This window comes from Mesorhizobium maamorense (assembly GCF_044998965.1).
GTDB lineage: Bacteria > Pseudomonadota > Alphaproteobacteria > Rhizobiales > Rhizobiaceae > Mesorhizobium.
In genome coordinates this window covers 6,226,887-6,247,072 of record NZ_CP173356.1, presented here as the reverse complement: position 1 = coordinate 6,247,072, position 20,186 = coordinate 6,226,887, and the positions used below count along the sequence as shown (strand labels likewise).

The 20,186-nt window shown below is 64.3% G+C and carries 17 protein-coding genes and 1 pseudogene; 11 read left to right on the top strand and 7 right to left on the bottom strand.

What is annotated here, in order from left to right; all coding sequences use genetic code 11:
• Positions 1 to 128: 128 nt before the first annotated feature.
• Positions 129 to 1,714, top strand: a pseudogene (locus ACIU1A_RS31110) (trimethylamine methyltransferase family protein).
• Between the two features lie 23 nt (positions 1,715 to 1,737).
• Here the strand turns inward: ACIU1A_RS31110 and ACIU1A_RS31105 are convergent.
• From ACIU1A_RS31105 to ACIU1A_RS31090, 4 genes are all read right to left on the bottom strand, one after another.
• Positions 1,738 to 2,136, bottom strand: coding sequence for a hypothetical protein (locus ACIU1A_RS31105; RefSeq protein WP_404926080.1), 399 nt, complete (start codon positions 2,134 to 2,136; stop codon positions 1,738 to 1,740).
• 65 nt (positions 2,137 to 2,201) lie between these two features.
• A complete protein-coding gene (chrA, locus tag ACIU1A_RS31100) occupies positions 2,202 to 3,593 on the bottom strand; it encodes a chromate efflux transporter (protein WP_404926079.1) in 1,392 nt (463 codons plus the stop codon).
• Positions 3,590 to 4,408 (bottom strand): chromate resistance protein ChrB domain-containing protein, encoded by an 819-nt coding sequence (locus tag ACIU1A_RS31095; protein WP_404926078.1) that lies wholly within the window; start codon positions 4,406 to 4,408, stop codon positions 3,590 to 3,592. Before ACIU1A_RS31095 ends, chrA begins: the two co-directional genes overlap by 4 nt.
• Positions 4,409 to 4,651: 243 nt before the next feature.
• Positions 4,652 to 6,457, bottom strand: a complete 1,806-nt coding sequence (locus ACIU1A_RS31090) for an IlvD/Edd family dehydratase (RefSeq protein WP_404928041.1) — start codon at positions 6,455 to 6,457, stop codon at positions 4,652 to 4,654.
• A gap of 151 nt (positions 6,458 to 6,608) precedes the next feature.
• On the opposite strand from ACIU1A_RS31090, the gene ACIU1A_RS31085 reads away from it, so the two are divergent.
• Positions 6,609 to 7,061, top strand: coding sequence for a carbon monoxide dehydrogenase subunit G (locus tag ACIU1A_RS31085; protein WP_140497026.1), 453 nt, complete (start codon positions 6,609 to 6,611; stop codon positions 7,059 to 7,061).
• Positions 7,062 to 7,098: 37 nt separating this feature from the next.
• On the opposite strand, the gene ACIU1A_RS31080 is transcribed toward ACIU1A_RS31085, so the two are convergent.
• The 3 genes from ACIU1A_RS31080 to ACIU1A_RS31070 all read right to left on the bottom strand — a co-directional run bounded on the left by ACIU1A_RS31080 (position 7,099) and on the right by ACIU1A_RS31070 (position 9,995).
• Complete coding sequence (locus tag ACIU1A_RS31080; protein ID WP_140728839.1) at positions 7,099 to 8,268, bottom strand: Mrp/NBP35 family ATP-binding protein; 1,170 nt, start codon at positions 8,266 to 8,268, stop codon at positions 7,099 to 7,101.
• A gap of 77 nt (positions 8,269 to 8,345) precedes the next feature.
• A complete protein-coding gene (locus ACIU1A_RS31075; protein WP_140497030.1) occupies positions 8,346 to 9,350 on the bottom strand; it encodes an inorganic phosphate transporter in 1,005 nt (334 codons plus the stop codon).
• Positions 9,351 to 9,353: 3 nt separating this feature from the next.
• Positions 9,354 to 9,995 carry a DUF47 domain-containing protein gene (locus ACIU1A_RS31070; protein ID WP_140497032.1) on the bottom strand — a complete coding sequence of 214 codons (642 nt, stop codon included), beginning with the start codon at positions 9,993 to 9,995 and terminating at the stop codon, positions 9,354 to 9,356.
• Positions 9,996 to 10,213: 218 nt separating this feature from the next.
• Here ACIU1A_RS31070 and ACIU1A_RS31065 point away from each other — a divergent pair, with 218 nt between their 5' ends.
• The 9 genes from ACIU1A_RS31065 (at position 10,214) to ACIU1A_RS31025 (ending at position 20,181) form a co-directional block, all read left to right on the top strand.
• A complete protein-coding gene (locus tag ACIU1A_RS31065) occupies positions 10,214 to 10,591 on the top strand; it encodes a VOC family protein (RefSeq protein ID WP_140556809.1) in 378 nt (125 codons plus the stop codon).
• Positions 10,592 to 10,683: 92 nt separating this feature from the next.
• Positions 10,684 to 11,583, top strand: a complete 900-nt coding sequence (locus ACIU1A_RS31060; protein WP_224624859.1) for a LysR family transcriptional regulator — start codon at positions 10,684 to 10,686, stop codon at positions 11,581 to 11,583.
• Positions 11,584 to 11,715: 132 nt separating this feature from the next.
• Positions 11,716 to 12,195, top strand: coding sequence for a formate dehydrogenase subunit gamma (locus ACIU1A_RS31055; protein WP_404926077.1), 480 nt, complete (start codon positions 11,716 to 11,718; stop codon positions 12,193 to 12,195).
• Positions 12,192 to 13,748, top strand: coding sequence for a formate dehydrogenase beta subunit (locus tag ACIU1A_RS31050; protein ID WP_404926076.1), 1,557 nt, complete (start codon positions 12,192 to 12,194; stop codon positions 13,746 to 13,748). The genes ACIU1A_RS31055 and ACIU1A_RS31050 overlap by 4 nt, the downstream gene beginning before the upstream one ends.
• 10 nt (positions 13,749 to 13,758) lie before the next feature.
• Positions 13,759 to 16,668, top strand: coding sequence for a formate dehydrogenase subunit alpha (gene fdhF / locus ACIU1A_RS31045; RefSeq protein ID WP_404926075.1), 2,910 nt, complete (start codon positions 13,759 to 13,761; stop codon positions 16,666 to 16,668).
• A gap of 158 nt (positions 16,669 to 16,826) precedes the next feature.
• The gene (gene fdhD / locus ACIU1A_RS31040; RefSeq protein WP_404928040.1) at positions 16,827 to 17,627 is read left to right on the top strand and encodes a formate dehydrogenase accessory sulfurtransferase FdhD; all 801 of its coding nucleotides are present in this window, start codon (positions 16,827 to 16,829) and stop codon (positions 17,625 to 17,627) included.
• A complete protein-coding gene (locus ACIU1A_RS31035) occupies positions 17,617 to 17,928 on the top strand; it encodes a formate dehydrogenase subunit delta (protein ID WP_140559723.1) in 312 nt (103 codons plus the stop codon). Before fdhD ends, ACIU1A_RS31035 begins: the two co-directional genes overlap by 11 nt.
• Positions 17,929 to 18,040: 112 nt before the next feature.
• Positions 18,041 to 19,594 (top strand): alpha/beta fold hydrolase, encoded by a 1,554-nt coding sequence (locus ACIU1A_RS31030; RefSeq protein ID WP_140674135.1) that lies wholly within the window; start codon positions 18,041 to 18,043, stop codon positions 19,592 to 19,594.
• Between the two features lie 107 nt (positions 19,595 to 19,701).
• Positions 19,702 to 20,181, top strand: coding sequence for a carboxymuconolactone decarboxylase family protein (locus ACIU1A_RS31025; protein WP_140657857.1), 480 nt, complete (start codon positions 19,702 to 19,704; stop codon positions 20,179 to 20,181).
• Positions 20,182 to 20,186: the final 5 nt, after the last annotated feature.

The window sequence follows — 20,186 nt, the reverse complement described above, 5'->3', positions numbered from 1 at the left end:
TATGCAACCGGACCGGCTGGCTCATAGGCTGTGCCAATGCCGGCGGCATAGTCGAGGCCTAAAGGGGACGAAGCAGCCGATGGTGGACCAACCGCCGCCCTGCTTCCGAGAAAAGGTGGAGTGCTTCCATGTCAGTGGCTGTCGAAAAGCAGGAAGCGGCCGACCAGCGTTCGCGCCGCTCCGGCGGACGCGAAGCGCGTCGCGCCATGCGGGCGGCGCCGCTCGCCGACGACATCAGGCCGGTTCGCGCCGGCCTTGAGGGGGAAGCTATGGCCCCCTGCGCGGCACTGATTGCGAGCGCATCCACGAAGCGGTGCTGACCCTGCTGGAGACGGTCGGCTTCGCCAACGCAATCCCGTCCTGCATCGAGGCGCTGACCAAGGCCGGCGCCAGCCATGGCGATGACGGCCGTATCCGTTTCCCGCGCGCACTGGTGCTCGACACGATCAAGCGGGCGGCGCGGCATTTCACGCTGCACGGCCAGGACCCGAAGCACGACATGGTGATCCAGGGCAAGCGCGTGCATTACGGCACGGCGGGTGCTGCCGTGCATCTTGTCGACGTCGAGAAGCGCGAGTATCGCGAATCCTTGCTGCAGGACATCTATGATGCCGCGCGCATCGTCGACGGGCTCGACAACATCCATTTCTTCCAGCGGCCCATGGTGCCGCGCGACATTCCCGATCCGCTCGAAATGGACTTCAACACGCTCTATGCCTGCGTGATGGGTACGTCCAAGCATGTCGGCACGTCCTTCACGGTGCGGGAGAACGTGCAACCGGCGCTCGAAATGCTCTACGCGATCGCCGGCGGCGAGGAGAATTTCCGGGCCCGGCCGTTCGTGTCGAACTCCAACTGTTTCGTCGTGCCGCCGATGAAATTCGCCGAGGACGCCTGCGGCGTGCTCGAGGCCTGCGTCGAAGGCGGCATCCCGATCCTGCTGCTTTCGGCCGGACAGGCCGGGGCCACCGCTCCGGCGGCGATCGCGGGTGCGGTGGTGCAAGCCGTGGCCGAAGTGCTGGCCGGCCTTGTCTATGTCAACACCATCAAGCCGGGCCATCCGGCGATCTTCGGTACCTGGCCGTTCGTGTCGGACCTGCGCACCGGCGCCATGTCCGGCGGCTCGGCCGAACAGGCGGTGCTGACCGCGGCCTGCGCGCAGATGGCGCAGTTCTACGACCTGCCAGGGGGTTCGGCCGCCGGCATGACGGATTCGAAACTGCCCGACATCCAGTCCGGCTACGAAAAAGGCATCACCAATGTCATGGCCGGCCTTTCCGGCCTCAACCTGGTCTACGAATCGGCCGGCATGCACGCCTCCCTGCTCGGCTTCTGCCTGGAAAGCCTGATCATCGACAACGACATGCTGGGCCATTGCCTGCGCTGCGTGCGCGGCATCGAGGTGACGGACGACGCGCTGTCGATCGACACCATCGCCGATGTCTGCCTGAAAGGCCCGGGCCACTATCTCGGCAACGAGCAGACGCTGAAGCTGATGCAGACCGAATATTTCTACCCCGCCGTCGGCGACCGGTTTTCGCCGAAGGAATGGAACGAGAAGGGCCGGCCCGACATATTGCAGCGGGCGATCGTCGAGAAGAAGCGCATCCTCGCCGAACGCTTCCCGCGCCATGTGCCGAAGCCGCTCGACGACAGGCTGCGCGCCCGCTTCGGCGACATGATCAAGCTGCCGCGCAACGGCATGGGCGGCTGAGAACGCCCCCCTTTGAAAATAGGTTAATCCGCGCTCAGCCCATAATGTTCGACGACCTCGGTATTGACCAGCTTGGCGTGTAGCGCCATCAGCACGATCTGGGCGTCGAAACTGTCTCCGGCATCGACCGCGGCCTCTATCCGACGCTCCACGTCCTGCCGCGGCTGCGCGCCATGAGAGCGCTCGAATGCCTCAGGCCCAGCAATACAATAGCTGAACAAACACGCCACTTGCGCATAAGCCTGCGGCGGCGGCTCGTCGGGCCAGTGATCCTTCATCAGGTTGACGATGGTGAGCTTTACGCCCTCCGGCACAAGGGCGGGATGCAAGTCGGCTCCGCGCAATGCGGCATCGAGCTGCCTGAGGTCGCTTGAACGGCCGAACATGCCGAGGAAACCGAGGGAAGAGCGCCGTGCGGCCATGATATTCCGATCCCGTTTTCAACCAATTAGGTGGTTCGCCAGCGGAATACAAAGGGAGGGAGATATTAGCCAGTTGCCGCCAAAAGCAGAACACCCGCCAGGGCCGATCCGGCAAGCGTCGGCAGCATGCCGATTTTCAGTTTGAGGATGGCGATCATGGCAGCGCAGGACAGCAGCGCGGCACGCCAGTCGATCGAGGACAGTACCGGCATCTCCGTTCCGAGCCCCGTCGCGCGCACGTCGCGGAAGATGACGTGCAAGGCGAACCACAGGGCGAGATTCATGATGACGCCGACGACCGCCGCGGTGATCGCGCCCAATGCCGCCGACAATGCCTTGTTGCCGCGCAGCGCCTCGATGTAGGGCGCGCCGAGGAATATCCAGAAGAAGCACGGCGTGAAGGTAACCCAAAGCGTAAGCAACGCTCCAAGCGATCCGGCAAACAACGGATATGGCGATCCGGAATGGCGCAAGCCTGCAAGGAAGCCGACGAACTGCAGGACCAGGATGAGCGGTCCAGGCGTGGTTTCGGCAAGGCCCAGGCCATCGACCATTTCGCCTGGCGCAAGCCAGCCAAGAGAGCCGACGGCCGCTTGCGCGACATAGGCCAGAACGGCATAGGCGCCGCCGAAGGTGACGACCGCCATGAGGCTGAAGAAGCCGCCGATCTGCGTCCAGACGCTGTTTGCCGATGTGAACGCCCAGATCAGCAGAACCGGTCCAAGCCAGATCGGCAGCCAGATCGCGATGGTGCGCGGCGCGTGCCATCGCGTCGGCCTGGTGTGGGCCAGTTCGCCGCGCTCGAACATCAGATCGACCGCGCCCGTGGCGTCGGGAGCTTCGTCCCTGCCATGCGCGGCGCCAGAAAACAGGGCCGGCGCGATGCCGTTTCCGACCCACCCCACCAGTCCTGCAAACAGGACGAGGAGCGGAAAGGGGACGTTGAGCACGTAGATGCCGACAAAGGCGCAAAGCGCGATCGCCGCCATCACCCGGTTCTTCAAGGCGCGCCGGCCGATGCGGATCACGGCCTCGACCACGATCGCCAGCACCGCCGCCTTCACCCCGAAAAACAGCGAGTCGACCAGCGGCGCATCACCATAGAGCGCATAGAGAATGCTCAAGGTCAGCATGACGAGCGCGCCGGGCACGACGAAGAGGACGCCGGCGACAAGACCGCCGACCGTCTTGTGCAGCAGCCAGCCGATGTAGATAGCGAGTTGCTGGGCCTCGGGACCAGGCAGCAGCATGCAGTAGTTCAGCGCATGCAGGAAACGCTGCTCGCCGATCCAGCGCTTTTCCTCGACCAATTCCCTGTGCATGAGCGCGATCTGCCCAGCCGGTCCGCCGAAACTGAGCAACCCGATCTTCGCCCAGAGTTTCGTGGCCTCGCGGAAGCTCGGGACCGCAGGCGCCTCGATGAGGTCGGCACTTTCCTCGGAAAGGAGGGAGCTCATGACGCCTTCGCCCCGGCCGGCCAATTGTGCGTCTCGTCGGTGGCGTCGCGGCACCAGCGGAAGAACGCGTCGTAAAGCAGCATGCCGGCATCCAATTGTTGCAGGTCATCGCGAAACATGCGCGACAAGCCAAGCGAGGCGGCGAGAAATCCCGCCGCCTGCGGAACTAGGTCGAGGCTCGCCGTGTCGGCTGCGCGCACGATCACGGCGAGGCGGTCGAGCGCTTCGGATTCGAGCCCGAACTCCTCGAGCATCGTGTCGAAGGTGCAGCGCTCGCCGCGATGGCTCCAGAACGCATTGTCGATGTCGAAAGGAACGGCCTGAAAACGATTGGCGACATCGGGCACTTCCGCCGCGTCGACGAACAGGAAGACCGCTTGGGGATCGAGGAAACGGCGGATCAGCCAGGGGCAGGCGATGCGATCGACTTTGGGCCGGGCCCGCGTCACCCAGACGGTGCGGCCCTTGTCGTCACGAGGCGGCATCCTGTCGGCACGGACCAGAAGGCCGTGGGCGTCCCGCCAGGCTTCGAAGCCGCCTTCGAGCGATTCGGCGGCGATCCCTTCATGGCGCAACCATGCGGCGACGCCTTGCGAGAGCTTTTTTCCCTGCTGGCAGACGACCGCCACGCGGCCACCGGCGAAGTCGGCTGCCCAAGTCTGGACGGTTTTGAAATCGCGCCGGTACGACGCCGGCAGCAAACGTGGATCGGCGTTGTAGTCGTCCTCGGTACGGATATCGAGGATTGCAGGCGCGCCCGGCAAACCGACCATACGGATCAGTTGCGGCACGGTGACAGCGGTTGTTGACGGCATGGCGTCCACCTCCTGAAAGAGAAGCCTGGACGCGAACGTTGGGCTGACGCCTCACGGGGTCGTCGCGATGAACCCCTTGCAGCGATGGTGGATTTGTTGGGCAGGCTTGTCAAGGACGCAATGTCCTCGGTCCATAGCGGGCCACGAAACGAAAAAACGACCGGCGGCCGATCAGGCCGCCGATCGTCGATCGCTATCCGTCAATTGTCGCTTCAAACAATCGATGAATGTCCCGGGGAATAATCAGTGATTGTCCCGGGGCACGCCCTTCGTATGAGCGACGTCCTGGTATTTCACCGCCGGTTTCAGCACCATGCCGCCCGAGAACTGGTCGACCATACCGCGCTGGATTTCCTGCCATGGCGTCTGGTGCTCGGGATAATGGTAGCCGCCATTGTTCTGCAGCTCGGCGCGGCGGCGGGTGATCTCGTCATCGGTGACGAGAATGTTGGCCGTGCCCTTCTTCAGGTCGATGCGAACGCGGTCGCCTGTCTTGAGCAATGCAAGCCCGCCGCCGATGGCGGCTTCCGGCGAGGCGTTGAGGATGGAGGGCGAGCCTGACGTGCCGGACTGGCGGCCGTCGCCGATGCAGGCCAGCGCGTGGATGCCCTTCTTGATGAGATAGGCCGGCGGCTGCATGTTGACGACCTCGGCGCCGCCGGGATAGCCGACCGGACCGGCGCCGCGCATGAACAGGATGGTGTGCTCGTCGATCCCTTGCGCCGGGTCGTCGATGCGGGCGTGGTAATCCTCCGGACCGTCGAAGACCATCGCATTGCCCTCGAAGGCCTCGGGGTCCTTCGGGTTGGAGAGATACCGCTCGCGGAATTCGGGCGAGATGCCGCTGGTCTTCATGATTGCCGAATCGAACAGATTGCCCTTGAGATTGATGAAGCCGGCATTGGCCTTCAGCGGATCGGCGACAGTGCGGATGACTTCGCGGTTCTCGTTGACGGCATCGCGGCAATTGTCGCCCATTGTCTTGCCGTTGGCGGTCAGAGCATCCGGATGCGGCAGCAGCCCGGCTTTCATGAGCTCCGCCACCACGGCCGGCACGCCGCCCGCGTGATGGTAGTCCTCGCCCAGATATTCGCCCGTCGGCTGGAGATTGACGATGAGCGGCACGTCGAGGCCGATCTTCTGCCAGTCGTCATTGTCGAGCGGCACGCCGAGATGGCGGGCGATGGCGTTGAGATGGATCGGCGCGTTGGTGGAGCCGCCGATCGCCGAATTGACGACGATGGCGTTCTCGAAGGCCTTGCGCGTCATGATGTCGGAGGGCTTCAAATCCTCGTGCACCATATCGACGATGCGTTTTCCCGTCTCGTGGGCGATCTGGCCGCGCTCGCGATAAGGAGCCGGAATCGCGGCCGAGCCCGGCAGCTGCATGCCGAGCGCCTCGGCCAGCGAGTTCATGGTGGTGGCGGTGCCCATGGTGTTGCAGTAGCCGGTGGACGGCGCCGAGGAGGCGACGATGTCCATGAACTCGTCGTAGCCGATCTCGCCGGCCGACAGGCGCTGGCGCGATTCCCAGACGATGGTGCCCGAACCGGTGCGCTTGCCCTTGTGCCAGCCGTTAAGCATCGGACCGACCGACAGCGCTATGGCCGGAATGTTGACGGTCGCCGCCGCCATCAACAGCGCCGGCGTCGTCTTGTCGCAGCCGATGGTGAGCACGACGCCGTCAAGCGGATAGCCATAGAGCACTTCTACCAGGCTGAGATAGGCAAGGTTGCGGTCGAGAGCTGCGGTCGGGCGCTTGCCGGTCTCCTGGATCGGGTGGCACGGGAATTCGAAAGGAATGCCGCCCATCGAGACGATGCCTTCGCGCACGCGTTTGGCGAGCTCGATGTGGTGGCGATTGCAAGGCGACAGGTCGGAACCGGTCTGGGCAATGCCGATCAGCGGCTTGCCCGACATCAGTTCGGCGCGCGTCAGCCCGTAATTCAGGTAGCGCTCCAGATAAAGTGCCGTCATGCCCGGATTGTCGGGGTTGTCGAACCACTCCTGCGAGCGAAACTTTTTCTTTCCTGTGGGGGCGCCAGCCATCATGGTCTCCGTATTTGTATGACAAATCGATATGACAACGCGCGGATGCAGGCAAGGGGCACGCGTGATCTGAATCCGGACTTTGGTGCGATAGACATCAATCGGGCCGCACGCTACCAACAATCCGACATTGGTCGTCCGGGAGGTTCTGATGGCTTTGGTGATCGAGGGCGAGGAGCGCATCGCCGCACCCCTCCAGAAAGTTTGGGAAGCGCTGAACGATCCGGCGGTGCTGAGAGAAAGCATCCCCGGCTGCCAGAGCCTGGAAATGAAGTCGCCGACCGAGATGGCGGCGACGGTGGTGCTGAAGATCGGCCCGATCAAGGCGACCTTCAACGGCGAGGTGACGCTGAGAAATCTCAATCCCCCGCATGCCTACACGATCCAGGGCGAAGGCAAGGGCGGCATCGCCGGCTTCGCCAAGGGCGGCGCCGACGTGACGCTGACCGAGGATGGGGCGGACGCGACGGTGCTCAAATACGCCGCCAAGGCCGAAGTCGGCGGCAAGATTGCCCAGCTCGGCAGCCGGCTGATCGAATCGACCTCGAAGAAACTGGCGGGACAGTTCTTTTCGAGCTTCGGCGAGAAGGTGGGTGCTGCTTAGGCTGGTCTATCCAGCGTTGGCGCCGCCTGGACGAAAATTACTCGAAGACGATGCTCGGCACGGCGTCCGCGGCCGCGCCGCGCTCTTCGTTGACCCTGTCCCAGACCTTCGAAGCGATATCGCGATAGATCTTCGCTTCGGCACTGTCGGGCTTCGATGCCACCACCGGCGCACCTTCATCCGAGCTTTCGCGGATGCCCATCTCCAGCGGCACCTCGCCAAGAAAGGTGACGCCGAGGCGCTCGGCCTCGCGGCGTGCGCCGCCGTGGCCGAAGATGTCGTAGCGCTTGCCGGTGTCGGGGGCGAGGAAATAGCTCATGTTCTCGACGATGCCGAGCAGCGGCACGTCGACCTTCCTGAACATGTTGAGGCCCTTGCGAGCATCGATCAGGGCCAGATCCTGCGGCGTCGAGACGATGACCGCGCCGGCCAGCGGCACCTGCTGGGCCATGGTGAGCTGGGCGTCACCGGTGCCGGGGGGCATATCGACGACGAGCACGTCGAGCGGCCCCCATTCGACTTCGCGCAGCATCTGCGTCAGCGCCGACATCACCATCGGACCGCGCCAGATCATCGGCGTTTCCTCGTCGACGAGGAAGCCCATCGACATCACCTTGAGACCGTAATTCTGCATCGGTTTCAGGATCTTGCCGTCCACGGTCTGCGGCCGGCCGTGAATGTTGAGCAGCCTTGGCATGGACGGGCCATAGATGTCGGCATCGAGCACGCCCACCTTCAGCCCGTTGGCGGCGAGGCCGAGGGCCAGATTGACGGCCGTGGTTGACTTGCCGACACCGCCCTTGCCGGACGCAACCGCGATGATCGCCTCTATGCCGGGCACGCCGCGCTTGCCCTGGCTGTGCGAGGCAGGCGCATGGGGCGCCGGGCGCGGCGCGGCAACGGGCGGGGCGGGACGTGGCGCCGGGCGCGCCGCGACAGGCGCCTCCATGCCGCCGCCCTTCTTCTCCGCCGTCAAGGCGACGACAGCGCCAGCGACACCTGGAATAGCTTTCACGACACGCTCGGCCGCGGCGCGCAATGGCTCCATCTCCTGCGCCCTGGCGGCCGGAACGGTGATCGAGAAGAACACTTTCGAATCGGCGATGAAAATCTCGGAAACCATGCCGAGGTCGACGATGTTGCCGGTGAAATCGGGGCCATTGACCGTTTTCAGGCGCTCGATGACGGTTTCCTTGGTGACGGACATGGCTGTTGCTTCCCTGGCGTTCGGCTGCTGCTCACATAGTGCAGATCGCCGGCGGCTCCAAGCGCCAGGCCGCGACATCAGCCTGCCAGGCGAACCGCCAGATAGGTCAGTGCCGAAATCGCCGCCGTCGCCGGCAAAGTGACGACCCATGCGATGACGATGTTGCCGGCTATGCCCCAGCGCACCGCCGAGACACGGCGGGCGGCGCCGACGCCGATGATGGCGCCGGTGATGGTGTGCGTGGTCGAAACCGGAACACCGAGCCATGTCGCGGCGAAGAGGGTGATGGCGCCGCCGGTCTCGGCGCAGAATCCCTGCATCGGGTTGAGCCTGGTGATCTTCGAGCCCATCGTGTGGACGATGCGCCAACCGCCGAACAGCGTGCCCAGCGCCAATGCCGACTGGCAAGTCAGGACCACCCAGAGCGGCACGTAGAAATCCGTTCCGAGCATGCCTTGGGAATAGAGCAGCACGGCGATGATGCCCATGGTCTTTTGCGCATCGTTGCCGCCATGACCGAGCGAATAGAGGGAGGCGGAAAAGAACTGCATGACACGGAAGGTACTGTCGACGGCGAACGGCGTCTGGCGCACGAACAGCCAGGAAACCACCAGGATCAGGAGAAGCGCCAGGACAAAGCCCGTCGCCGGCGACAGGACGATGGCGGCGACCGTCTTGCCGAGCCCCGCCCAGACGATGGCACCCGTGCCGGCCTTTGCGACGCCTGCCCCCACCAATCCGCCGATCAGCGCATGCGAACTGCTCGACGGGATGCCGGCGATCCAGGTGACGATGTTCCAGACGATGGCGCCGACCAGGGCGGCGAAGATCACCGCCGGGGTGACGATGCTTGCATCGATGATACCCTTGCCCACGGTTTCGGCGACATGAAGGCCAAAGAACATGAAGGCGATGAAATTGAAGAAGGCCGCCCAGAACACCGCGTAATGCGGTCTCAGCACCCGGGTCGAGACAATGGTGGCGATCGAGTTGGCGGCGTCGTGCAGGCCGTTGAGGAAATCGAAGAACAGCGCGACGGCGACGAGGCCGACCAGCAGGGGAAAGGCGATCGCGACTTCCATCGCCTAGACGTTCTCGATGACGATGCCGCTGATCTCGTTGGCCACGTCCTCGAAGCGGTCGACCACCTTCTCCAATTGGCCATAGATCTCCGAGCCGATCAGATAGGCCATCGCATCGCTGCGGCCGTGCCGCCTGAAGAGATCCTTCAGGCCCTGCTCATGCAGATCGTCGGCTCGGCCTTCGGCACGCATGACTTCCTCGGCGAGTTCGTTCAGGCGCGCACTGTTGGCGCCGACCTTGGCCAGCAGCGGGATCGCCTCCGCGACGAGCCTGGCGGCATCGACAATGACGGCGCCCATTTCCTGCATCAGCGGATCGAATTCCCTCTTCTCGAACAGCCGCACCGTCTTGACGGTCTTGTGCATCATGTCGATGGCGTCATCCATCGACTGGATCAGGTCCTTGATATCGCCGCGGTCGAAAGGCGTGATGAATGAGCGCCGCACGGCAAGCAGGACTTCGGCGGTGATATGGTCGGCTTCGTCCTCGAGATCGACGATCTTTTCGCACCAATGCTCGATGTCCTTGCCTAGGAGGAGCTGCTGCAGGGCCTCCGCGCCGCCGACCACCGTGCGGGAATGCCGCTCGAACAGGTCGAAGAAGCGATCTTCGCGCGGCAACAGCTTGCGGAACCAGCCCAGCATGTTCGTCCCTCCCGGCGCACCAGTTCCATCCACATAGCGCCGCATGCGCCCATGGGGAACAGTAAGCCGGCTGAAAGATGTGGATGCAGCCAATTGCAGGCACCGCTCGCGAACGGCAATTGGCGGCCATCGCCGGCAAAGCGGGGCTCGTCAAGCGACGGGGGCGACCTATTTCCAAGGAGACGCCGGGGACGACAAGCAGCGAAGGAGAAACGATCATGCTTGCAAACAGCAACGCGACGGCCAACCTCGCGGTGAAAGACCTGGCGAAGGCAAAGGCTTTCTATGAGGGGACGCTCGGCCTGAAACAGGTGCATGACGAGGGTGGCGAACTGATCGTGTACAAAAGCGGCGACACCACGATCAACGTCTATCGCTCTCAGTTCGCCGGAACCAACAAGGCGACGGCGGTGACGTGGACGGTCGGCGATGAGATCGACACCGTCGTCAGCGGGCTGAAATCGAAGGGCGTTGCCTTCGAACACTACGAGATGCCTGGCCTGACACTGGAAGGCGACATCCATGTCGGCCACGGCATGAAGGTCGCCTGGTTCAAGGATCCGGACGGCAACATCCTCAATCTCGTCGACCGATAGGTTTCTGCGATCAAGCATCGGCTTGGGGCGATCGACATCGCAGTGGCCGGCAGCCCTCTGGCGCGGTGCGGCGGCGGCGGCTAGCTTCAGATATGATCGACAAGCTGGAATTTTTCATCGCGCTGGCCAAGGAAGAGCATTTCGGGCGGGCTGCCGAAGTGTGCGGCGTCACCCAGCCCACCTTGTCGGCCGGCATCAAGCAACTTGAGGGTCAGCTGGGCGTGATGCTGGTCCTGCGCGGCTCGCGCTTCCAGGGCCTGACCCCGGAGGGCAAGCAGGTGCTGGTGTGGGCGCGCCGCATCGTCGGCGATACCAGAACCATGCGCGAGGAGATGCGGGCGGCGCGGCACGGCTTGTCGGGACGTATCCGCATCGCCGCCATTCCCACCGCGCTCGCCATGGTGGCGCGGCTGACGACGCCATTCCGCGAAAAACACCCCGGCGTCACCTTCTCGGTACTGTCCCGGACCTCGATCGAAGTGCTGTCGCTGCTCGGCAATTTCGATATAGACGCCGGCATCACCTATCTCGACAACGAACCGCTCGGACGAGTGACCAGCGTACCACTCTACGATGAGCGCTATCAGCTGATCACCGCCATCGGAAACCCCTATTCCGACCGCGACAAGGTGACATGGGCCGAGATCAGCCACCTGCCGCTCTGCCTGCTGACCCCGGACATGCAGAACCGCCGCATCATCGACCAGCACCTGGCCGAGGCCGGCGTCGAGGTGCGGCCGACGCTGGAATCCAATTCGATGATCGTGTTGTTCTCGCATATCCGCACCGGGAAATGGTCCTCGATCATGCCGCTCAACCTCACGGAAACGTTCGGCTTTTCCGAGCCTATCCGAGCCATCCCGATCGTCGAGCCGGACGCCAGCCACACGGTCGGGCTGGTGGCCGCGTTGCGCGAACCGCATACGCCGCTGGTTTCGGCGCTGCTGGACGAGGCGATGGCGCTTGCAGACGATTTCCGCGCCCGCCGCTAGGTTAGGGAATACAGGTGCTGGAGCTCGATAGAAAATTTCTATCGAGCGACGGATCAGCTTTATTGATTTCAGGGGTTTCTCCTGATTTTGTAAAGGCTTAGCGATAAAGCCACCGACCAGGGAGGGCGCTGCGTGACGATGCAGCCTGCAAGTACCGAGATCGCATCGCGCACGGCCGCGATCATCCAGGAGCTGAAAGACCTCGAAGGTCCGCTGCTGCCGATCCTCCATAACATTCAGGAAGAGTTCGGCCATGTGCCGCAGGCAGCACTCCCGGTCATTGCCGACGGACTGAACCTTTCCAGAGCAGAGGTGCACGGCGTCGTCACCTTCTATCACGATTTCCGCGCCCGCCCGGCAGGCCGGCATGTGCTCAAGCTCTGCCAGGCCGAAGCTTGCCAGTCGATGGGTTCCGACGTGGTAGCCGCCAGGATCAAGCAATTGCTCGGCATTGATTTCCACGAGACGGCGAAAGACGGTTCGGTGACCCTGGAGCCGGTTTATTGCCTCGGGCTGTGCGCCTGCTCGCCCTCGGCGATGCTCGATGGCGAGGTGATCGGGCGGCTCGACAACGAACAGATCGAAGAAATCGTCGCAAAGGTGCGCTCATGATCCCGCGCATCTACATTCCCGGCGACTCCGGCGCGCTGGCGCTCGGTGCCGAAAGGGTCGCCAAGGCAGTTCGCGCTGAACTCGCCGAGCGCGGCGTTGAGGCCAAGATCGTCCGCAACGGGTCGCGCGGCGCCTATTTCCTAGAGCCTATGGTCGAGGTCGCCACAGCAAACGGCCGCGTCGCCTACGGGCCGGTGAAGCCGTCCGACGTCAAGAGCCTGTTCGACAATGGCTTTCTCACAGGCGGCCACCACAAGCGCTGGCTGGGCGCGCCGGACAAGATCCCGTTCCTGGCCAAGCAGACCCGTCTGACCTTCGCGCGCTGCGGCATCAACGACCCGCTGTCACTCGACGCCTATAAGTCGCTTGGCGGACTGAAGGGCCTGCAGAACGCGGTGGCCATGGCCCCGGCCGACATCGTCAAGCAGGTCACTGACTCGGGGCTGCGCGGCCGCGGCGGCGCCGGCTTCCCGACCGGCATCAAATGGAAGACGGTGCTCGATACGACATCCGAGCGCAAATACATCGTCTGCAACGCCGACGAGGGCGACAGCGCCACCTTCGCCGACCGCATGATCATCGAGGGCGATCCCTTCGTGCTGATCGAAGGCATGGCGATCGCCGGCATCGCCACCGGCGCGACCAAGGGCTTCGTCTACATCCGCTCGGAATATCCGCATGCGGTGGCGGTCATGAACAAGGCCGTCGAGGTCGCCCGCAAGGCCGGGGTGCTCGGCGTCAACGTGCTCGGTTCGCCCAACGCCTTCGACATGGAGATCCGCGTCGGCGCCGGCGCCTATGTCTGCGGCGAGGAGACCTCGCTTCTGAACAGTCTGGAAGGCAAACGCGGCGTGGTGCGCGCCAAGCCGCCGCTGCCGGCAATCCAGGGCCTTTTTGGCAAGCCGACGGTGATCAACAACGTCATCTCGCTGGCTTCGGTGCCTGTCATCATGGACAAGGGCGCCGCCTACTACAAGAATTTCGGCATGGGCCGCTCGCGCGGCACGATCCCGATCCAGATCGCCGGCAACGTCAAGCGCGGTGGCCTGTTCGAGGCGGCTTTCGGCATGACGCTGGGCGAAATCATCGACGATATCGGCGGCGGCACGGCCACCGGCCGGCCAGTGAAGGCGGTGCAGGTCGGCGGCCCACTCGGCGCCTATTTTCCGCGCGCGCTGTTCGACACACCGTTCGACTATGAGGAATTCGCCAAGCGCGATGGACTGATCGGCCATGCCGGCATCACCGTATTCGACGACACCGCCGACATGCTGAAGCAGGCGCGCTTCGCCATGGAGTTCTGCGCCATCGAAAGCTGCGGCAAGTGCACGCCCTGCCGCATCGGCTCGACGCGCGGGGTGGAGACCATCGACAGGCTCGCCGCCGGCATCGAGCCGGAGAAGAACCTCGCCCTGGTTACCGATCTCTGCAACACGATGAAGTTCGGATCGCTCTGCGCGCTGGGCGGCTTCACGCCCTACCCGGTGATGAGCTCGATCACGCATTTCCCCGAGGATTTCAAGCCCGCGCCGGCGCGCATGGCTGCTGAATAGGAGCTGGCAGATGAACATCAAAGCCGACTTCCCGACGCTTATCGAAGAGATCGATTACGGAACTCCGCAATCGAAGGCTGAGAAGCGGATCACGCTGACCGTCGACGGCCGCAGCATCAGCGTGCCGGAAGGCACGTCGATCATGCGCGCCGCGATGGAAAGCGGGGTCGAGATCCCGAAGCTATGCGCCACGGACATGCTGGACTCGTTCGGTTCCTGCCGCGTTTGCCTGGTCGAGATCGAAGGGCGCGGCGGCACGCCGGCGTCCTGCACGACGCCTGTCGGCGAAGGCATGGTGGTGCGCACGCGGTCGGAACGGCTCGACGCCATTCGCCGCGGCGTCATGGAGCTCTATGTCTCCGACCATCCGGTGGGCTGGAACGAGAAGGCCGGCACCGGCGCCAGTGAGTTCGACGCGGTGGCGAAGTCGGTTGGCCTGACCGAGAACCGCTACGGCGTCGAAGGCCGCAATCACGTCAAGGAGGATGGCGTCGCGCCCGGCCACGGCTCGCTGGCCGTCGACTACGTCGCGCGTGACGAATCCAATCCGTATTTCACCTATGATCCGGCGCAATGCATCGTCTGTTCGCGTTGCGTGCGGGCCTGCGAAGAGGTGCAGGGCACCTTCGCGCTGACGATCGAGGGCCGCGGCTTCGAATCGCGCATGGTCGCCGGCATGCACGAGGATTTCATCGCTTCCGAATGCGTGTCCTGCGGCGCCTGCGTGCAGGCCTGCCCGACCGATGCGCTGCGCGAGAAGACAGTGCTCGCCAAGGGCCTGCCGGAACGCTCGGCCGTCACCACCTGCGCCTATTGCGGCGTCGGCTGCTCGTTCAAGGCCGAAGTGAAGGACGACGAGGTCATCCGCATGATGCCCTACAAGGAGGGCAAGGCCAATCACGGCCATTCCTGCGTGAAGGGCCGCTTCGCCTATGGCTATGCCACTCACAAGGACCGCATCCTGTCGCCGATGATCCGCGAGAAGGTCAGCGATCCCTGGCGCGAAGTGAGTTGGGAGGAGGCGATCGCCCACACGGCCAAGGAGTTCCGCCGCATCCAGTACCAGTACGGACGTACGGCGATCGGCGGCATCACCTCGTCGCGTTGCACCAATGAGGAGACCTATCTGGTCCAGAAGCTGGTGCGCCAGGGCTTCCGCAACAACAATGTCGATACCTGCGCGCGCGTCTGCCATTCGCCGACCGGCTACGGGCTCGGCCAGACCTACGGCACCTCGGCCGGCACGCAGGATTTCGATTCCGTCGAATTCACCGACGTCGCCGTCATCATCGGCGCCAATCCGGCTTCCGCACACCCGGTGTTCGCCTCGCGGCTGAAGAAGCGGCTGCGCCAGGGCGCCAAGCTGATCGTGCTCGACCCGCGCCGCACCGAGATGGTCAAGTCGGCGCATATCGAAGCCGACTACCACCTGCCGCTGAAGCCCGGCACCAATGTCGCCGTGCTGACGGCGCTCGCACATGTCATCGTCACCGAAGGCCTGTTCGACGAGGCCTTCGTCCGCGAGCGCTGCGACTGGACGGAATTCCAGGACTGGGCGTCCTTCGTCGCCCTGCCGGAGAACAGCCCCGAAACCGTCGGCAAGCTGTCCGGCGTCGATCCCGAACTGATCCGCGGTGCGGCACGTCTCTACGCCAAGGGCGGCAACGGGGCGATCTACTACGGCCTCGGCGTCACCGAGCACAGCCAGGGCTCGACCACGGTGATGGCGATTGCCAATCTCGCTATGGCCACCGGCAATATCGGTCGCCCGGGCGTCGGCGTGAACCCGCTGCGCGGCCAGAACAACGTGCAGGGCTCGTGCGACATGGGCTCCTTCCCGCACGAACTGCCAGGCTATCGCCATGTCTCGGGCGACGCGGTGCGCGACATCTATGAAAGCCTGTGGGGCGTGAAGCTGGACGACGAACCCGGCCTGCGTATCCCCAACATGCTGGATGCCGCCGTCGACGGCTCCTTCAAGGGCATCTACATCCAGGGCGAGGACATCCTGCAGTCCGATCCCGACACCAAGCATGTCGCCGCCGGACTGGCCGCGATGGAATGCGTGGTCGTGCACGACCTTTTCCTCAACGAGACGGCGAACTACGCGCATGTGTTCCTGCCGGGCTCGACCTTCCTTGAGAAGGACGGCACCTTCACCAATGCCGAGCGCCGCATCAACATGGTGCGCAAGGTGCTGGAACCGAAGGCGCGTTACGCCGATTGGGAAGCGACGCAGGAGCTTGCCCGTTCCGTCGGGCTGGACTGGAACTATGCGCATCCGTCCGAGATCATGGACGAAATCGCCAAGACGACGCCGAGCTTCGCCGGCGTCTCGTTCGAGTTGCTCGACCGCGTCGGGTCGGTGCAGTGGCCCTGCAATGAGAAGGCGCCACTCGGCACCCCCATCATGCATGTCGACGGCTTCGTGCGCGGCAAGGGCAAGTTCATCCGCACCGAATATGTGGCGACGGACGAGCGAACCGGGCCGCGCTTCCCGCTGCTTTTGACCACCGGCCGGATCCTGTCGCAGTACAATGTCGGCGCGCAAACGCGGCGCACCGACAATATCATGTGGCACTCCGAGGACCGGCTGGAGATCCATCCGCACGACGCCGAGAACCGTGGCCTGCGCGACGGCGACTGGGTGCGGCTGACCAGCCGCTCCGGCGAGACGACGCTGCGCGCGCAGATCACCGACAGGGTGTCACCGGGCGTGGTCTATACGACCTTCCACCATCCCGACACGCAGGCCAACGTCATCACCACGGACTTTTCGGACTGGGCGACCAACTGTCCGGAATATAAGGTGACGGCGGTGCAGGTCGGTGCCTCCAACGGACCATCGGAATGGCAACGCGACTATGACGAGCAAGCGCGCAACAGCCGCCGCATCGCCCCGCTGGAAGCGGCGGAGTAGACTTGGACGAGACATTCGACAATAAGAGCTTCAATCTTGATGGTTGATCGACCACCATTGCGTCGAGCTTCACTCGATACCCCTTCCCCGATCGACCGGGATGAGGAAAGGCTTGAGGGGTGCGTCTCGTGACCCGCAAACGCCCCGCCATCACCGAAATGTCCCGTCTCGCTCGCCGCGCCAGCGGCACGGCAGCGGCCCGCCGCATGGTGCCGGAAGAAACGCCGGTGGCGTTCTCCTTTGCCGGCACGGCGCACGCGGTGATGATGGCGAGCCCGGCCGATTTGAAGGATTTCGCGCTCGGTTTCTCGCTGACCGAAGGCATCATCGCTTCACCCGAAGAGATCGAGGCGATCGAGGTCGAGGATCTCGGCGCCGGCATCGACATCCAGATTCGACTGAAGGACCAGGCCAACACGCGGTTCGAGACGCGGCGGCGCAGGCTCGCCGGACCGGTTGGCTGCGGGCTCTGCGGCATCGAATCCATCGAGGAAGCGATGCGCTCGGTCGATGCGGTTGGTGCGTCTAAACTTACGCTTGATGCCGGCGACATCGTCCGTTCCGTCAAGCTTCTCTCCAGGATGCAGCCGCTGCACAGCGAGACGGGCGCGGTGCACGCCGCCGGCTTCTATATCCCCGGCAAGGGCACCGTCATTGCGCGCGAGGATGTCGGCCGTCACAACGCACTGGACAAGCTGGCCGGTGCATTGGCCAAGGCCGGCATCGACGGCGCGACCGGCGCGGTAGTGGTGACGTCGCGCGTCTCCGTCGAGATGGTGCAGAAGACGGCGACGATCGGCTCGCCCTTCATCATTGCCGTCTCTGCGCCGACCGCGCTCGCCGTCCGCACCGCCGAACAGGCCGGCATGACGCTGGTGGCCTTGGTTCGCGGCGACGATTTCGATATTTTCACCCATCCGGACCGGGTGGTTCGCGGAGTTGCCAAACATGTCGCATGACGAAGACCACATCATGAGCACCAGCGAGAAGCTGGTGCGGATGGCCAACCAGATCGCGGCCTTTTTCCACTCCAGGCCGCGCGAAGAAGGCGTGGCCGGGGTGGCCGAGCATATCAACAAATTCTGGGAGCCGAGGATGCGGCGTCAGTTCTTCGAGATGCTGGACAGCGGCGGCGACGGCTTCGATGAACTCGTCGTGGCTGCCTCGACCAGGATCAAGCGGCCGGTCTCGCCCGCCGAGGCCGATCTGAAGCTCGGGCTCAAGCTTCCCCCAGGCGACGTAGCCGTCTCGCAAAAATAGCCATTGGTTCGCGTCCGCTTATATTTCCTTCCGCTAAAGTTTAAGCTGCCGCACGCGACGCAGCTCTGCTATGGTCAGCGATCCGAAATCGCCAGGCCGGGCGGAACAACTCGTGAGGCCGATCGAGACCCGATACGCCCGTAGCGGCGATGTGCGGATCGCCTATCAGGTGGTCGGCCAAGGCGCGTTCGATCTCGTCTTCGTGCCGGGCTTCATCTCCAATCTCGACCTGCATTGGGAGGATGAAGGCTATAGCAGGCTGCTGAAACGGCTTTCCGCCTTCTCAAGGCTGATCCTGTTCGACAAGCGCGGCACCGGCCTGTCCGACCGCGTCGATGCCAACCATCTCCCCAGCCTCGAAACGCGCATGGACGACGTGCGTGCGGTGATGGACGCGGCCGGCAGCGGCCGCGCGGCCCTGCTCGGCGCCTCGGAAGGCGCTCCGATGGCCATGCTGTTCGCCGCCACGTATCCGGAGCGGACGCGCGCCCTGGCGCTCTATGGCGGCTATGCCCATTTCCACCGATGGGTGATGCCGCCGGAACGGCTGGAGGCATTCATCGCGACGACGGAAACCGCCTGGGGCACAGGCGCCACCTTGCCGCATTTTGCGCCCGGCCGCGTCGAAGACAGTCACTTTGCCGCCTGGTGGTCGCGGTTCGAGCGGCTGTCGGCAAGTCCAACGGCGGCGGCGGCGCTGGCGCGCATGAATGCCGGCATAGACGTGCGCGGCATACTCTCGGCGATCAGCGCGCCGACGCTGCTGATCCACCGCCGCAACGACGCGCGCGTCGATCCCGATGCCAGCCGCTTTCTCGCCCGGAAGATCCCGAACGCCCGGCTTGTCGAAATCCCCGGGCGCGACCACCCGGTGTGGACCGGTGATGTCGACCGGGTCGCCGACCTGATCGAGGAATTCCTGACCGGCGAGCCGGCCGTGGCCGACAGCGAGCGCGTGCTCGCCGCATTGCTGGTGACGCGTATCTACGATACGGCGCGCCTCGGCGACCGCATGTGGAGCGAGCGCAGCCAGCGATTCCAGGAGACCTGGCGATTGCTGGTGGGGCGCCATGGCGGACGTGTCGCAGGCACGCATGGCGAGCTGATGATCTCGCGCTTCGATGGTCCGGCGCGCGCCATACGCTGCGCGGCGGCATTGCGCGAAGCGGCGCAGGAGATCGGTGTGGCCAGTGCACAGGGCGTACATGTCGGCGAGATCGAGATGCGCGGACCGCCGGTCGGCTTGACTGCACGCGTGACCATACAACTTGCGGCCCATGCCAGCCGCGGCGAGATCCTGGCGTCGCGGCTGGTTTCCGACCTGGCGACCGGCTCCGGCCTACACTTCATCGAAGGCGGACGCATTGCGCTCGACGAGTTGGACGAGCCGTTGGCGTTTGTTCTTGCGACGTCCGAGCAGCATCTGGAACCCGCCTGCCGATCCAAGCCCAGGCCTGCCGAACCGGCCGCGCTGACGGCGCGCGAAAGCGAGGTGGTGAGCCTGATCGCCGACGGCAAAAGCAATGCCGCGATCGCCGCCGAGCTCAACCTCAGCGAGCATACGGTCAAGCGTCACGTCGCCAACATATTGCTCAAGCTCGACCTGCCGTCGCGGGCGGCGGCGGCCGCGTTTTCGGCACGGAACCCTGGCCCGCACGGGCCATAAAGGCCATGGCGCTTTCGGGCGAAGCGGCCGATGGCGTCGGGGATTATCAATTCTTCCCATGCAGGCCAGGCGATATCGCCGTGACGGTACTGCGAAGGGAGGATGAAATGGTGAAATCAAGTCGCAAGACCAGATTGCTCGTCATCGCGGCCGGCGTCGGCGCCTTGCTGGCCCTGGCTCCGGCGCGGGCCGAGGATGCCTCGGCGACGGCAGCATACAAGGACATAGAGGCCACGCTCGGCTCCGTACCGGACATGTTCAGGACTTTGCCTGACGTGGCGGTCGCCGGCGCCTGGGCCGAGATAAAGTCGATGCAGCTCAACCCCAAGACCGCACTCGACGGCAAGACCAAGGAACTCATGGGGCTTGCCGTCGCCTCGCAGATCCCTTGCCAGTACTGCGTCTACTTCCACACCGAGGCCGCCAAGCTCAACGGCGCGACCGACGAGGAGATCAAGGAAGCGGTGGCAATGGCGGCGATCGTTCGCCACTGGTCGACGATGCTCAACGGCAGCCAGGTCGACCTCACAGCCTTCAAGAAGCAGACCGACGACGTGTTCGCGGCCGTGAAGGCCAAGTCGCAGTGACACTA